The organism is Agrobacterium sp. DKPNP3 (genome assembly GCF_052686535.1).
On the sequence record NZ_JBQYSN010000009.1, the window covers coordinates 72,635 to 86,887 of the forward strand.

A 14,253-nucleotide genomic window follows, 5' to 3' on the forward strand; every position below is an offset into this window, starting at 1 on the left:
GTAGTCTCAGGCAGACTGCACGGCCTGTATCTTTTCAAGACCGCCAACGATGCCGGCGAAATCCTGCCAGACGCCCTGCGCGCCCCTGCGCCAGTCATCCAGCGCTTCCGGCTGCTGCACCTTGCCGCCCTTGGACAGCGCAAGCGCAACAGACTTCGCTTCATCCTCAACGATCAGCTGATTGAAGTACTTCGCGCCTTCGCTGGAAGCCTCCGACAGCACCTTCTTCTCTTCGTCATCCAACTGGTTCCAGAAGGTCGCGCCATAATAAACGACGCCGGAAGCCCAGATGTGGCCGGTTTCCGTCAGATACGGCACGACCTCGTAAAGCTTGAAGCCGGCATAGGCGGATTTGGTGAGGTCCATGGCGTCGGCCACCCCGGTCGCCAGCGCATTATAGGTCTCTGTGATCGGAATACCGACCGGCGTCGTGCCGAAGGCGCTCCACAGCTTGGTATGCAGCGGGCTCTGGATGACACGGATCTTCTTGCCTTCCAACTGCTCGGGGCGTGTCACCGGCTCCTTTGTCAGCAGGTGGCGTGCGCCGTAATTGATGAAATCGGCGGCGATGAATTGCTGGGCGGCGAGCTTCGTCTTCAGATCAGTGCCGGTCTCACCCGTCACCACCTTGCGCACATGGTCGGCATCGCGGAAGAGGAAGGGCAGATCGAGAATCTGCAGTTCCGGCACCCAACCGGAAAGCGAGGAAACGGTTGAAAGACTGGCCTGAACCGAGCCGAGACGAATGTTTTCCGCCACTTCCTTTTCACCGCCCAGCGCACCGCTTTTCACGATGTTGAAGCGGAAACGGCCGGGCAGCTTCGCTTCCACCAGCTCACTGATCTTGACCCAGATTTTCGTCTCCGGCTTGTCGTCAGCGAAAAGCGAGGCGACGGTGAGGTTGCGGGCCCTGGCATTTGCCGTGCGCACGAAGGCCGGTGCGGCGAGCGTTGCCGCACCGAGAGCGGAGAGTTTGAGGAGATGACGACGATCGATAATGGCCATGAATAAAGCCCCGGATTAGAAGAAAATGGCCCAGACGCACAGAATGGCAAGGGAAACAAGAAGGGAGACAAGATAGGGAACAACAGCCCGGAAAAGTGCTGTCGCCGGAATGCGGGTGACGCCGCTGACCACGAAGATCAGCATGCCGAGCGGTGGTGTCAGGCCGTGGATCATGAGATTGACCACGAGGATGACACCGAAATGGATGGGATCGATACCGGCCGCCACGGCAGCAGGCAGCAGGATCGGCCCGAACAGCAGGATGGCAGCGCCGATATCCAGCACAAGTCCCACCACGAGCAGGATGAGGTTGGAGAGCAGCAGCACCGCGATCTTGCTGCCGCCGAGCAAAGTCACGAAATCCGTGACGAGGCCGGAGACATTGTCTACCGCCAGCAGGAAGGCGAAGGGGCCAGCCGTGCCGATCAGGAGGCCAATCGCCGCCGCCTCACCGGCAGACTGGCGGAAAGTTGCGAAAATGCGGCCCGCGCCCAGCCGATAACCGAAACCGAGAAACAGCGTATAGAGCGCAGCAAGGGCAGCAGCCTCCGTAGTGGTGACGACACCGATACGGATACCGACCACCACGATGACGCCAAGACCGAAAGCCGGTATGGCAGAGATAGCCGAACGCCAGCGCTCAGCGCCTAAGGCACGCGGCAACGTGTCGACGCTGCGCACGCTGAGATGGATTGCCACCGCAAGGCAGATCGCCATCAGCCCACCGGCGAAGAAACCGCCGACCAGCAGCGAGCCGACAGACAGATTGGTGGCTGTTGCGAGGATCAGAAATGCGATGGAGGGTGGAATGACATTGTCCAGCACCGATGTGGCGGCAATGATCGCGCCTGCCTGTGCCGGTGGATAACCGTGTTTTACCAGTTCCGGCTGGAAGGTGGAAGCGCCGAAGGCGGCATTGGCAACCGAAGAGCCGGATGCGCCGGAAAACAGCACGCTGGTCAAAAGCGTCGTCTGCGCCAGCCCCGCACGCCGATGGCCGACCATAGAAGAAGCGAAGCGGACGAGCTGGTTGGCGACACCCGATTCCGTCAACTGGCTTCCGGCGAGCAGGAAGAAGGGAATGGCCAGCAGCAGGAATTTCGACATGCCTGTTACCGTCGACGAAACGATGGCCGGTTCCGGCAAGGTGCTGCCGAAGGCAATAGCTACATAGGCGGCGGTAAGGAAGGCATGGGCGAGCGGTGCGGCCAGAACCAGCCCAACGGCCGCCGTCAGCGCCAGAAACAGGCTCGGCGGCAGGCTGGTATCGACAAACAGTTTCGGCAGGCCGACATAAGAAACGACCGCGATGGCGACGGAGAGCAGAACGGCAAGCGCCTTGCCTTCACTGAGACGCTGAAGCGCGAGATAAACAAAGATCAGCGCGCCGCCTGCACCAAGAAAACCGAAGCGCACCCATTCCGGCAGACCGAGCGTTGGTGATGTGCCGCCCAGCATGGCCGCAATCTCCACCCCGCCGAAAGCAAGGATGAGGGCTGCGACAAAGGAAAAGGCATCGGCCAGAACCTCGGTTGCGGCATGAAAGCGTTCCGGCAGGAAGCGCACGAATACATCCAGCCGCATGGCCAGCGCGCTCTTGAGGCTGAGCGGCGCGCCGACCGCGATCATCGCCACATTCAGCCAGATGCCCAGATCTTCCGCGCCGATGAAGCCGGTATGGAACAGATACCGCAGGGTGACATTGACCAGCACCACCACGAGCAGCGTCGCAAGGATGGCGGCGGCAACCGCGCCCAGCACCTTGTCCAGAACGGCAAGCGCCCGCTCGGCCACCCATTGTGGACCGAAGCGCTGTTGCGCGATTATTGTTGCCGGACCTGCCGTCATGTTGTTCTTCTCCACTCTAGCGCCATGCTCAGGAGGCCTTGGCCGAGAGGTCGCGGTCGAACAGGGTCGACCAGGTGAACTGTTTCGCCGCTGACACTTCCCGCGACACATCGAGGCGTGGCAGAACCTTTTCCCCGAAGCGGAAGGCTTCCTCCAGCAATGGCATGCCGGAAAGGATAAAGGTGTTCACGCCCGCCTTCTTATAGGCCTCCAGCGTGCGGATGACAGTATCGGGCGAGCCGACAATCGCTGTTCCCGGACCCGGACGGACAAGCCCGATGCCAGCCCAAAGATTGGGGGCGATTTCAAGATCGCGCAGGTTCTCCGGCTTCTGCCCGCCGTGCATCGCCGTCATGCGCTGCTGGCCGACGGAATCGGTCTTGCCGACAAAACGCTGGTTGGCGGCAATCGCGCGCTCATCCATGCGCCCGTAAAGGTCGGCAGCGGCGGCCCAAGCCTCTTCATCGGTATCACGCACGATGACATAAAGCCGAATGCCATATTCCAGCTCGCGGCCAAGCTGTTCCGCCCGCGCCTTGACGAGATCGACCTTCGCGCCGATCTGTTCGGGCGTTTCGCCCCATGAGAGATAGGTCTCGACGTGCTTTGCCGCGACATCGATCGCCTTCTCAGAAGAGCCGCCGAACCACAAGGGCGGCGGCTCAATGCCCTGCCCCACCGGCAGCGCGAGTTTAGCACCCTCGGTGTGGAAATGCCGACCCTTGAAATCCACTGTTTCGCCAGCGAAAAGCCGGTGCCAGATTTGCAGATATTCATCCGCCATATCGTAACGCTCGTCATGCGGCATGGTCATGCCGTATGCGCCGAGCATCTTCGCATCGCCGGACACGACGTTGATCAGCAGACGGCCACGCGAAAACTCCTGGAGCGTCGCCGCCATTTTAGCAAGCAGCGTCGGCGCGATCAGGCCCGGATGAATGGCGACCAGCAGTTTAAGCCGCTCTGTATAGGAAAGAAGCGCACCCGCCAGAACCCAGACATCATGCGCGCCGGTGGCAAACAGCGCGCCGGTATAACCCAGCTGATCGTAAGCGAGCGCCAGTTGCTTGTAATAACCGAGGTCGGCCTTGCGGGAGCCTTCCGGCTGCCAGGGATAGGCGCCGTCGGGCGCGCACATGTACCAGAAAACATTCATCTGTCGCCTCCGACGCTGGCTGATTGTGGAACCGGGCTTTGGCCTGTCTGAACCGGCAAAGAGAAATGGCCGTGCCTGTAAAGCGTATCGGCCTCCTCCTGCTGTTCGGCAAGGATATTTTTAGTGGCGGGAACCACGGAAAGATCGCGCGAACGCAGCACCTTCGCCCAGGAGGCCGCATCACCCTCACTGCCAGGCTCAGCGGCAAGCAGCGCCGCCGCCTTGTCGAAATCTGCCATGACGGCGCTGCCGACGCGGTCCAGTTCGGCCGCTATCGCCTGTGCTGTCTCCCGCGTTATATTGTGACGCGCAAGCGTCCAAAACAGCGAGCGGTTGGGAATGGTTGAACCGCAGCGCACCAGAAGGCTGATCTCCTCGTGGGTCAGCGCCTTTTCCAGCCGCGGCGACATCGTCACCCAGGCATCCACGCGGCCTTCAACGAGGTCAAGCAGGCTGTCGCTGTCACCGCTTTCAATCCGGGTCACATCCGAAAGACCAAGACCTGCCCCTTCCAGGCTGCGGGCCAGAAGATAGGTATGAAACGATCCGTCGATCAACGATATGCGCTTTCCCTTGAGATCACCGGCGGAACGAACCGGACTGTCGCGCCGCACGAGGATCGCGCCATTGGCGGGCCTCGGCGCGGAAGCGGCTATATAGACCGCCGAAAGCCCGCGCGCATCGGCTTCTATGGGCGGCGTCGAACCGGTGCCACCGAAATGAATAGCGCCCTTTTCCAGAAGAGCTGCCGTATCGCGGCCTTCACGATAGGCCACGAATTCCGGATCGAATTCTTCAAAGGCGCCGGGCCAAAGCCGGGCGAGCCGCAAATGCAGATTGTTGGGATGGACCCCGATTTTCATGTCGACACCTCATTTCGCGATCAATCTACTTTTTTATAGAGTGTTTTCGAGGAAGGTTTTGGCGATCCTTAGTCCGAAAGCGAAAGAGAAATCTACCAATCCTGTAGAATTTAAAAATTCTGGAGCCACCCTGAGGGTGCCTCCATCAAACCATTGAAATTTATCGCTATACATTTTACGTTTTTATAGTCTGAAACATGGGCCCGCAGTCGTGACGAAACCCGTTTCCAATCTCATCTGCCGCAGTGTGGTGGAAGCGAGCGAGCTTCTGAAGCTTGTCGCCAACGCCAACCGTCTGGCCATCGTCTGTTACCTCATGGAAACGGAGGCCTCAGTTTCGGCGCTGGAATACGAACTCGGTATTCAACAGCCGACACTTTCCCAGCAGCTCGCTGAATTGCGCGACGCCGGGATCATCGAAGGCAAACGGGAAGGCAAGGCGGTGATCTATCGTGTCACCGATCCGCGTATTATCCAGCTGGTTCTGACCTTGCGCAGTCTTTACAAAGACCTTTCCGATGTGACCGGCAAGAAAGGCCGTCGCGACTTGCCGCTGGATGAGGCGATGTTCGACTGACATGATCGACCTTTACACCTGGATCACGCCGAACGGCCTTAAAATCTCGATTGCGCTGGAAGAACTTGGCCTGCCCTATGCCAGCCATGCCATAGACATCGAAAAAGGCGAGCAGTTCTCGGCTGAATACAGTCGCATCAACCCCGGCTCCAAAATCCCTGCAATCATCGATCGCGACAACGGCACCGTTTTAGCAGAGTCCAATGCAATCCTGATCTATCTCGCGGAAAAAGCCGGGCGGCTTCTGCCCGCCTCCAGCGCTGAGCGGCTGATCGTGACCGAATGGCTGATGTGGCAGGCTGCCAACTTCGGCCCGACACTCGGTTACGCCCATTATTTCCTGACTTATCATTCCGGAGAGGGCCCTTTGCTGAAACGCGTTTTGCCGCCGATGTCGAGCGTCTCTACCGGACATTGAACAACCGTTTAACAGACAGGGAATACGTGGCCGGCGATTTTTCCATCGCCGATATCGCCATCTGGCCATGGGTCTCGCGTTTCGCACGCCATAAAATCAACCTCGATGATTTTCCCTCGGTACAGCGATGGTATCGCCGGCTTGGAGAAGGCGAAACTTTCCAGCGTGGTTACCGCGTCCCCTTCGCAACGGCGGGCATACCGGGACTTTAGCAGGCGACGAGATGGCCGGGCGAAACTTCGCGATACTCCCGCGGCTTCACGACATAATCGACGGCGCGAATCGGGCTTTTCAGCTCGTCATTCGTAGCGCCGCGCCTTGTGCTGCGGCGATCCGGATCCGGCACGGGAACAGCAGCCATCAGCTTGCGGGTATAGCCGTGCTGCGGGTTGTCGAAGACAGCCGAACGCGGGCCGATTTCCACGATCTCACCGAGATACATCACCGCCACACGGTGACTGACGCGCTCCACGACTGCCATATCATGGGAAATGAACAGGAAAGCGAGATCAAGGCTCTGCTGCAAGTCCAGCATCAGGTTGATGACCTGTGCCTTGATGGAAACATCCAGCGCCGACACGCTCTCGTCAGCGACGATCACCTTGGGCTGGAGTGCGAGCGCGCGGGCAATGCAGATGCGTTGCCGCTGGCCACCGGAAAACTCATGCGGATAACGCGCCGCCATATCGGGAGAGAGGCCCACCTTGTGCAGCGTGTCGGCCACAACATCCTTTGCTTCACGGGCACTTCCCATGCGATGTTCCAGATAGGGTTCGGCAATCGCCGCACCCACCGTCATACGCGGATTGAGCGAGGCGAAAGGGTCCTGAAAGATCATCTGCACTGTCTTGCGCATGTCACGCATCCCCGCCTTGTCGAGGGTGAGAATATTTTGACCGTTCACAACGACAGAACCGGCATCCGGCTCGATGAGCCGCATGATGGCGCGCCCGGTCGTGGACTTGCCGCAGCCGCTTTCGCCCACCAGTGACAACGTCTCCCCTGCCCTCAGGTCGAAGGACACGTTTTCCACCGCATGTACGCGGCCACTGAGCCGACCCATGAGACCGGAATGAATGTCGAAGCGCTTTGTCAGCCCCTCAACTTTGAGCACCGGCTGTGCTGCGGCATTGACGGTATCAGCCGGACGCGCCGGTTCCTGCGTTTCCCCCGTGGTGGTGTTGACGATGGGGAACCGGAGAGGCCGTTCCTCGCCCGTCATGGAACCGAGAACCGGAACCGCGGACAAGAGTGCACGCGTATAGGGATGTTTGCCGCGATGGAAGATATCCGCGGTAGCGCCGACTTCCACCTGTTCGCCACGATACATAACGACGGTACGGTCGGCGATTTCAGCAACGACGCCCATGTCATGGGTGATGAAAAGGACGGACGTTCCCTCCTCTTCCTGCAAGGTCTTGATGAGGTCGAGGATCTGGCCTTGAATGGTGACGTCGAGCGCCGTCGTCGGCTCATCCGCGATCAGAAGCTTCGGTCTGGACGCAAGCGCCATCGCGATCATCACGCGCTGGCGCATGCCACCGGAAAAGCGATGCGGATATTCATCGAAACGAGATGCTGCCGAGGGGATGCGGACCTTTTCCAAGAGGCGGATCGTCTCGGCCCGCGCCTCGGCTTTTGACATGGGCTGGTGGCACAGAAGAGCCTCGGAAATCTGGTCGCCGATGGTGAAGAGCGGGTTGAGGCTGGTCATCGGCTCCTGGAAGATCATCGCGACTTCGTTGCCACGCACCCGCCGCATGGCATCTTCAGAAAGAGAGAGCAGATTGCGCCTGCCGAGCAGGATTTCGCCCTCGACCCTGCTGCTTTCCCGATCGAGCAGCCGCATGATCGAAAGCGATGTCACGCTTTTGCCTGAACCGCTTTCGCCAACGATCGCAACCGTCTCGCCCGGCCCGACGTCGAAGGAAATATCACGCACAACCGGTTTCCAGCCGCCATCCACGTGGAAGGACGCGGTGAGATTGCGGACGGAAAGCACCGCATCTTCAGCACTCAGGAGTGCCGCATGTGGGATGGTCATGATCGTTCCCTTCTTTCTTCTCGTTTGAACTCAGGCACGGCGTCGCGGCTTGTTTCTTCTCCCCGAGAGGGAGAAGGTGGCCCGAAGGGGCGGATGAGGTGGAAACGTTTGAGATAGACCGCACCCTTGCCCCCTCATCCCGCTGCCGCGGACTTCTCTCCCTCGGGGAGAAGAAAACTGCGGCACCCCTCGTTCCAGTTAGTCCGGCCAGCGCAGCATGCCGTCGAAACGGTGGCGGCTGCGGTCTTCGAACGGTGTGGCGATTACCTCGTTGGAGGCGCGCGCCTTGTCCAGTTCCTCCGCCAGACGCGCAGCCACGATGGTTTCCTGACCGGGATGCAGATTGCACGGGTCGAGATAGAAATAATGATGCTCCACCTCATGGTCACGGGTGATGATGGGAGGGCTGCCCTGCGCCAGCGCCGTCGTCAGATCCCAGGCGGAAATATGCGCTTCCTCGGCGTTGATGATGACACGCAAGCGCTCGAGCGGGTTATTGGTCGGGTCGGGCTCGATCAGCGGCGTCACGCCGGGGCGTCCGTCCAGTGTCTGTTTCCAGAGGTTGAGATAGCCAGTCTCCCGCTCGCGAATGCCGGCATGGTCCCGCTTTTCCCAGGCCTCGAGCGCCGCCATTACGCCATAGATGCTTTCCTTGCCGACCTTCATGCCGCGGCCGATACCCATATTCTGCAGGAAAGCATGGCGAACCGACTCCTTCTTGCCCGCAACGATGCCAGAGGTGGGGCCGCCGAGAAACTTGTGACCGGAATAGAGCACGACATCCGCGCCCGTCGCCAAAAACAGTTTCAGATCATATTCAGACGCTGCATCGACGATCACGGGCACGCCCCTGGCATGGGCGATCTCAACGAACTCCGACAGATGCAGCAGGCCGTAATCAACCACATGATGCGAAACGACGTAGACAGCCGCAGCCGTCTTTTCGGTGATGGCATGTTCCATATGGTAACGATGGGTCGATGTCGCCTGTCCGATCAGCACGACCTTGCCGCCGCCAAGACGGATCGCCTGATCCACTGGCGCGCCGTAGCTAACCACATGCCCCATCTGCACAAGCACTTCATTCTTTTCCGGCGTGATATCGGGCAGTTTCTCAATCGCCAGCAGATTGTTGCCGGTAATGGCGCCCGCCACCGCAAGGCTGATGCCGGAGGAGCAGGAGGCCGTGACGAAGCCCGCCTCGCCGCCCGTCAGTCGCGCTATCACGGCACTTGCCTTGCGCTGCAGATCGTTTATCTCGACGAATTGCGGCAGGATCGCCGCCATCGCCTCGACGGCTTCCGGAACAACGATCGATGCGCCGAGTGAAGTCATCGTACCCGAGACGTTGATGACCGGTCGAAGCCCGATCCTGTTCCTGATATCCTCGGTCATGTCTCTCTCCTGTCTTTGCGATGCGATGGGCATCGACATATATGCCATAATAATGTAATAGCCTCTCAAGAATGATGAGGAGCCAAAATTGGACGCCCATAGACTGGACGAATTGCCTTCAACAAGTCTCCCCGATGCCGCGGAGAGCACGCAGGCGCAGGCAGCCAAGCGCTCGCGCGTCAGCGGCATCGACCGCGCTCTTCAGGTGATTGATTATCTTTACGAAACCGGGTCTCCTGCCGGCGGTTACGCGATTGCCAAGGCAATCAAGGCGCCGCTTTCCACCGTCTACGTAATCATCGACGATCTCGTCGAAAAGAACATGCTTGCTCGCAATGCCGACGGCAACATCTGGCTTGGCTCGCGACTTTACCACTATGGCCTCGCCTATGCCCGCTCTCTGGATTTCATGGGCGTTGCCACGCACGAAATGCACGACCTCTGCCGCCATGCGGGTGAAACGGTGCAGCTTTGCGGCCGCGATGGCGACCATATGCTCGTACTCGCCATGGCGGATGGGCCGAGCCATTTTCAGGTTGCGTCCCGCGTCGGCACCCGTGTTCCCTTGAACTGGACGGCATCCGGCCGTCTGCTGGTCGGTCATCTTCCCGAGGCAGAGCGCCTGGAGCTTTTCCGCCGTTGCGCGCGCTCCTCGCCGACCGGCCGCGCGGAGATCAATCCGGAAACGCTGTCCCAGTCTGCGGCAACCGCATTTCATGACAGACTGTCGATACAGGTCGCCGAATCCGATTACGCCGTGGCCTGCATCGCGTCGCCGATCTGTGACAACCGGGGCGAATGCGTCGCGACCATTTCCATCGTGCTGCCGGAGCAAAAGGTGCTGGCCGACGAGAACCATTATACCGAACAGGTCAGGGTTTCGGCCGAACGGATCGAAAAGCTGATGGGCTGGCGTAACCATTAAATTTTTCAGCCCTTAAGTGCCACGATGGCTTCGATCTCGACAGTGATATTGCCCGGCAGCGACCCAAACCCTACGGCGGAGCGGGCATGCTGCCCGGCATCGCCGAAGACGTCGATAAAGAGGTCGGAACAGCCGTTGATGACGCTCGGGTGATCCCGGAAGTCGCTGACGGCATTGACCATCCCAAGCAGCTTCACCACCTTTTTGACGCGTGACAGATCTCCCAGCGCCGCATGCATGACCGCCAGAAGATTGATGCCGGTGAGGCGGGCGTGATGATAAGCCTCCTCGAGCCCGATATCGGCACCCACTTTTCCCGCGTAAAGATGGCCATCCTCCTCACGAGGCCCCTGCCCCGAGAGATACAACATGTTGCCTTCCACCACATGCGTGACGAAATTGGCAATCGGCGGCGGCGGTGGCGGCAGCGAGATGCCGAGCGCGGCAAGCCTGTCATAGGGCGAAAGACCCTCGGCGCTAAGTGAAGATTGTTTCACGCGAATTCCTCATAATACCGGGACTGCACGTCCCGTCGTGTCGGCGGCGGCAAAGGTGTGATTTGCCGCCAGAACGGATCAGCGCCAGGAGTAACCGTGGCTGTGGCGTACCAGTTTGCGGGCCCTTGGAATGTATCTGCTGGCAGCGATCGCCTCCGCGCCGATGACGGCATAGCGCGGCTCGAACAGACGCTTCAGCCGCGAGACATCACCATTCGAATCCGTTGCTTCCAAATCGGCATCGACGAGGTCGAAAACGGTGAAATCAGCGCGCTGACCGACATCAAGCCGGTTGGACATATCCACGCCGATGACCGAGGCAGGATTTCTGGTGACGGCTTCGACCACCTTCTCAAAAGGCATCTCGACGGAAAGCAGCTTGGACATGGTGGTCGCCAGATCCCAGACCGGGAAATTCATGGAATGGCCATGCAGGTCGGTGGAGATCGAGAAGGGCAACAGCCCGCGGGCAATCGCCGCCTCGGCCACCTTGAAGGAAAAGGATGCACCGCCATGGCCGATGTCCAGCCGAATGCCTTCACCTGCGCAGCGTTCGGCAAGATTAAACAGATCCTCGTCTTCCATGATGCTTGAGCCCGACTTGCCGTTGAAGCAATGGGTCACGACATCGCCGGGTCCAAGAATTTCCAGCACCTCATCGTAGAGTGCGGGCGGCTCGCCCACATGTACCATCATCGGCACTTTCAGGATCTTGGCGATTTTCTTGCCGAGCTTCACCGGCGTGACGCCCCAGGAGCCGGTGATGACGTGACTTGCACGGACCTTCAGCCCCACGATGTGCTCGCTGTTTTCGGCATAACACTCAAGGATACGATCGAGGTCGATATCCTTGATATCGCGCAGTTCCGGCACGCGGTTACAGGCGACGAGGCCGATGGAGCCGAGATTAAGGAAGGCTTTAATGCGTTCCCGTGAGGGCTCGATGATATATTCCCTGAAGCCGTGGAAATTTGCCTCACCGGCTGAACCGGCATCGACCAATGTCGTAACGCCGCGCTCAGCACCACATTCGGAAGGGCGGATCGAGATATCCGTGCCTCCATGCCAGATATGAACGTGCAGATCGACCCAGCCGGGCGAGATGAAGGCGCCCTTTGCGTCGATGCGCTGCGCATCCGCAGGTGCCTGCAAGGAGGCGCCGACAGCAGCGATATTTCCGTCGCCGCCGACGAGGATATCGGTCGAGCCCTGTGGCGCGCCGGTTCCAAAACCGACGGGCTTGACATTGGTAAAAAGAATGGGCGCTTGAAGAGGCATTTTTGCCTGTTCGCCAGACGACATATTACAAATCCCTTCGCAGTCTTGGGTCGAGCATGTCCCGCAACCCGTCGCCGACCATTTGCAGCGAGAGCACGGAAAGAATGATGGCAAAGCCAGGGAAATAGGTCATCCAGTCGGCCTGACCGATATATTGGCGACCGGCGGAGATCATGGTTCCCCATGTTGGAATTTCAGGGCTGACGCCAAGCCCGAGAAACGAGAGGCCAGCCTCGGCCAGCATCGCACTGGCAAACAGAAAGGTGCACTGCACGAGAATCGGCGAGATCAGATTGCGCAGCACATGGCGGGTCATGATGTGAAAGGTTGAAATGCCGAGCGCCTTTGCCGCCTCAACATAGGGCAACTCTCGGATCACGAGTGTCGAGGCGCGCACGATGCGGGCAAGGCGCGGCGAATAGACCACGGCAAGCGCGATGATGACGGTCGTCAGCGACGGGCCGAGTGCGGCCACCAGCGCAATTGCCAGCAGAATATCGGGAAACGCCATCATGGCATCGATTAACCGGGCAATCGGCGTATCCAGCTTTTTGAAGAAGCCGGCAAGCAGGCCGAGCGTAATGCCGATCAGGGCCGATAGCGCGACCACTGCGGCGCCAACGAGAAGTGATAGCCTCCCCGCGTAGATCGTACGGGAAAAGACGTCACGGCCAAACTCGTCGGTGCCGAACCAGTAGAGGTCGCTCGGCGGTTTCAGGCGATTGACAATCGAGAGTTTCGACGGGGAATAGGGCGCGATCATCGGCGCAAAAACCGCGAGCAACACGAAGATCAACAGCACGATCAGGCCAGCGGCGACCGTCTTGCGCTTCAGCAATCGGCGAATGAACAGCCAGGTCGGGTTGCGTGCCGGTGGAACGCTTGAAACAATGTCAGCCATCAGTAACGAACCCTCGGATCGACCAGCAGATAGAGCATGTCGATTGCAAAATTGATGAGCACGTAGAGCCCGGCGATGACGAGAAGCGCACCCTGAATGACCGGATAATCGCGACGCAGCACGGCAGAGACGACGAGGTTACCGACGCCCGGCAGCCCGAAAACCGTTTCCGTCACAACAGCACCTGAAATCAGCACGGCGGCAGTCAGTCCAAGCACTGTGAGGATGGGGATCAAGGCGTTCTTCAATGCATGTTTCATCACCACGCGGCGCTCTTTCACGCCTTTGGCTCTGGCGGTCCGTACATAGTCGTCGCCGAGGACATCCAGCATCGAAGCGCGCGTGAAGCGCAGAATGAGCGCCGAAGAGACGAGCCCAAGCGCGATTGCCGGCAAAGTGAGGTGATACATGCGCTCAAGAAAACTTGCGCCCGGCCCACCATAACCCGACACCGGGAACAGATCGAGCCGCACGGCGAAGAGCTGCATCAGGATGAGCCCGAGCCAGAAGCTTGGAATGCTGGCGGCCAGCATCGCGACGGTCGTTGCGGCCTGATCCACGAAAGAACCGCGCCGGTATGCTGCGTAGATGCCGATCGGAAGCGCGATGACGCTCGCGATGAGCAGCGAAAAGATCGTCAGGAAAAATGTCGGCTCCGCCCGGTCCAACAAGGCCGATCCAACGGGCATGTTGAGAAAGATCGACTGTCCGAGATCCCCCCTTAGCAATTGCCCGATGTAATAGACATATTGCACGCCGAGCGACTGATCGAGACCGAGCCGCGTGCGAAGCTCAGCGATATCCTGCGCGGAGGCATCCGGCCCGAGCATCACGGCAGCCGGGTCGCCGGGCGTGACGCGCAGGATGACGAAAACGATGGTGACGACGAGAAACATCACCACGATCATTCCCGCAAGTCTCTGAAAAATATAACGTATCACGAATAAGGGCTCCGAAGCGCTTGATTGCCGCTATCAGGCGACGGTTGAACCGGGTTGCTTAAAAATCGACTCCTCACTTCCGTCATGCCGGACTTGATCCGTCATCCAGCCACCACACGTAGGCGTGGTGAAAAAGCTTTTTTCGATCAATGACTTGATCGCGCTGGACCCCGGCTCAAGGCCGGGGTGACGGTGTGCGGTGTCGGTCTTATTTCGTGACCGAGGCATTCCAGAAGTAAGGCCAGGGCGCGGCATCGACTCCATCAAGCTTGTTAGACTTCGCCGCCACGGCGTTGAAGTCGCCGATCTTGAGGAGCGGCAGCTCCGCGTAGATCGTCTTCTGCACGTTGGCCCAGAGCGCGATGCGCTTATCCGGATCGACTTCGGCGGTGAAAGCGTCGACTG

Annotated in this window: 12 protein-coding genes and 2 pseudogenes; 3 read left to right on the forward strand and 11 right to left on the reverse strand. The window is 59.5% G+C overall.

Going from position 1 to position 14,253, the window contains the following annotated elements; genetic code table 11:
- Nucleotides 1-6: 6 nt before the first annotated feature.
- The 4 genes from ACUTJJ_RS04420 to ACUTJJ_RS04435 are packed head-to-tail and all read right to left on the reverse strand — an operon-like array spanning nucleotide 7 to nucleotide 4,872.
- A complete protein-coding gene (locus ACUTJJ_RS04420; RefSeq protein WP_445541425.1) occupies nucleotides 7-1,005 on the reverse strand; it encodes a TRAP transporter substrate-binding protein in 999 nt (332 codons plus the stop codon).
- Between the two features lie 15 nt (nucleotides 1,006-1,020).
- Nucleotides 1,021-2,853 (reverse strand): TRAP transporter large permease, encoded by a 1,833-nt coding sequence (locus tag ACUTJJ_RS04425; RefSeq protein WP_445541426.1) that lies wholly within the window; start codon nucleotides 2,851-2,853, stop codon nucleotides 1,021-1,023.
- A 28-nt stretch (nucleotides 2,854-2,881) separates the two neighbouring features.
- Nucleotides 2,882-4,009 carry an LLM class flavin-dependent oxidoreductase gene (locus ACUTJJ_RS04430; protein WP_445541427.1) on the reverse strand — a complete coding sequence of 376 codons (1,128 nt, stop codon included), beginning with the start codon at nucleotides 4,007-4,009 and terminating at the stop codon, nucleotides 2,882-2,884.
- Nucleotides 4,006-4,872, reverse strand: coding sequence for an ABC transporter substrate-binding protein (locus ACUTJJ_RS04435; protein WP_445541428.1), 867 nt, complete (start codon nucleotides 4,870-4,872; stop codon nucleotides 4,006-4,008). Before ACUTJJ_RS04435 ends, ACUTJJ_RS04430 begins: the two co-directional genes overlap by 4 nt.
- Before the next feature lie 211 nt (nucleotides 4,873-5,083).
- Between ACUTJJ_RS04435 and ACUTJJ_RS04440 the strand changes: the two genes are divergently transcribed.
- Complete coding sequence (locus tag ACUTJJ_RS04440; RefSeq protein WP_445541429.1) at nucleotides 5,084-5,449, forward strand: ArsR/SmtB family transcription factor; 366 nt, start codon at nucleotides 5,084-5,086, stop codon at nucleotides 5,447-5,449.
- A gap of 1 nt (nucleotide 5,450) precedes the next feature.
- A pseudogene (locus ACUTJJ_RS04445) lies at nucleotides 5,451-6,079 on the forward strand (glutathione S-transferase family protein).
- Here ACUTJJ_RS04445 and ACUTJJ_RS04450 read toward each other — a convergent pair.
- Nucleotides 6,076-7,911 carry an ABC transporter ATP-binding protein gene (locus ACUTJJ_RS04450; RefSeq protein WP_445541430.1) on the reverse strand — a complete coding sequence of 612 codons (1,836 nt, stop codon included), beginning with the start codon at nucleotides 7,909-7,911 and terminating at the stop codon, nucleotides 6,076-6,078. The pseudogene ACUTJJ_RS04445 and the gene ACUTJJ_RS04450 sit on opposite strands and share 4 nt — an antisense overlap.
- A gap of 198 nt (nucleotides 7,912-8,109) precedes the next feature.
- Entirely contained in the window at nucleotides 8,110-9,306 is a 1,197-nt protein-coding gene (locus ACUTJJ_RS04455; protein ID WP_445541431.1) for an aminotransferase class V-fold PLP-dependent enzyme, read from the reverse strand.
- Nucleotides 9,307-9,394: 88 nt separating this feature from the next.
- On the opposite strand from ACUTJJ_RS04455, the gene ACUTJJ_RS04460 reads away from it, so the two are divergent.
- Entirely contained in the window at nucleotides 9,395-10,231 is an 837-nt protein-coding gene (locus tag ACUTJJ_RS04460) for an IclR family transcriptional regulator (protein WP_445541432.1), read from the forward strand.
- A 5-nt stretch (nucleotides 10,232-10,236) separates the two neighbouring features.
- Here ACUTJJ_RS04460 and ACUTJJ_RS04465 read toward each other — a convergent pair whose 3' ends face one another.
- From ACUTJJ_RS04465 to ACUTJJ_RS04485, 5 genes and pseudogenes are all read right to left on the reverse strand, one after another.
- Nucleotides 10,237-10,728, reverse strand: coding sequence for a RidA family protein (locus ACUTJJ_RS04465; protein WP_063950006.1), 492 nt, complete (start codon nucleotides 10,726-10,728; stop codon nucleotides 10,237-10,239).
- A 78-nt stretch (nucleotides 10,729-10,806) separates the two neighbouring features.
- On the reverse strand, nucleotides 10,807-12,030 hold the full coding sequence (locus tag ACUTJJ_RS04470; protein ID WP_063950007.1) for an amidohydrolase/deacetylase family metallohydrolase: 1,224 nt from the start codon (nucleotides 12,028-12,030) through the stop codon (nucleotides 10,807-10,809).
- A gap of 1 nt (nucleotide 12,031) precedes the next feature.
- Complete coding sequence (locus ACUTJJ_RS04475) at nucleotides 12,032-12,907, reverse strand: ABC transporter permease (RefSeq protein ID WP_144577775.1); 876 nt, start codon at nucleotides 12,905-12,907, stop codon at nucleotides 12,032-12,034.
- Nucleotides 12,907-13,848, reverse strand: a complete 942-nt coding sequence (locus ACUTJJ_RS04480) for an ABC transporter permease (protein WP_063950009.1) — start codon at nucleotides 13,846-13,848, stop codon at nucleotides 12,907-12,909. Before ACUTJJ_RS04480 ends, ACUTJJ_RS04475 begins: the two co-directional genes overlap by 1 nt.
- A 208-nt stretch (nucleotides 13,849-14,056) precedes the next feature.
- Nucleotides 14,057-14,253, reverse strand: a pseudogene (locus ACUTJJ_RS04485) (ABC transporter substrate-binding protein); the annotation flags it as partial.

What these genes read in the sequence shown, in the direction of transcription:
- ACUTJJ_RS04420 (WP_445541425.1), bottom strand. Translation starts at nt 1,005, where the DNA reads ATGGCCATTATCGATCGTCGTCATCTCCTCAAACTCTCCGCTCTCGGT.
- ACUTJJ_RS04425 (WP_445541426.1), bottom strand. Translation starts at nt 2,853, where the DNA reads ATGACGGCAGGTCCGGCAACAATAATCGCGCAACAGCGCTTCGGTCCA.
- ACUTJJ_RS04430 (WP_445541427.1), bottom strand. Translation starts at nt 4,009, where the DNA reads ATGAATGTTTTCTGGTACATGTGCGCGCCCGACGGCGCCTATCCCTGG.
- ACUTJJ_RS04435 (WP_445541428.1), bottom strand. Translation starts at nt 4,872, where the DNA reads ATGAAAATCGGGGTCCATCCCAACAATCTGCATTTGCGGCTCGCCCGG.
- ACUTJJ_RS04450 (WP_445541430.1), bottom strand. Translation starts at nt 7,911, where the DNA reads ATGACCATCCCACATGCGGCACTCCTGAGTGCTGAAGATGCGGTGCTT.
- ACUTJJ_RS04455 (WP_445541431.1), bottom strand. Translation starts at nt 9,306, where the DNA reads ATGACCGAGGATATCAGGAACAGGATCGGGCTTCGACCGGTCATCAAC.
- ACUTJJ_RS04470 (WP_063950007.1), bottom strand. Translation starts at nt 12,030, where the DNA reads ATGTCGTCTGGCGAACAGGCAAAAATGCCTCTTCAAGCGCCCATTCTT.
- ACUTJJ_RS04475 (WP_144577775.1), bottom strand. Translation starts at nt 12,907, where the DNA reads ATGGCTGACATTGTTTCAAGCGTTCCACCGGCACGCAACCCGACCTGG.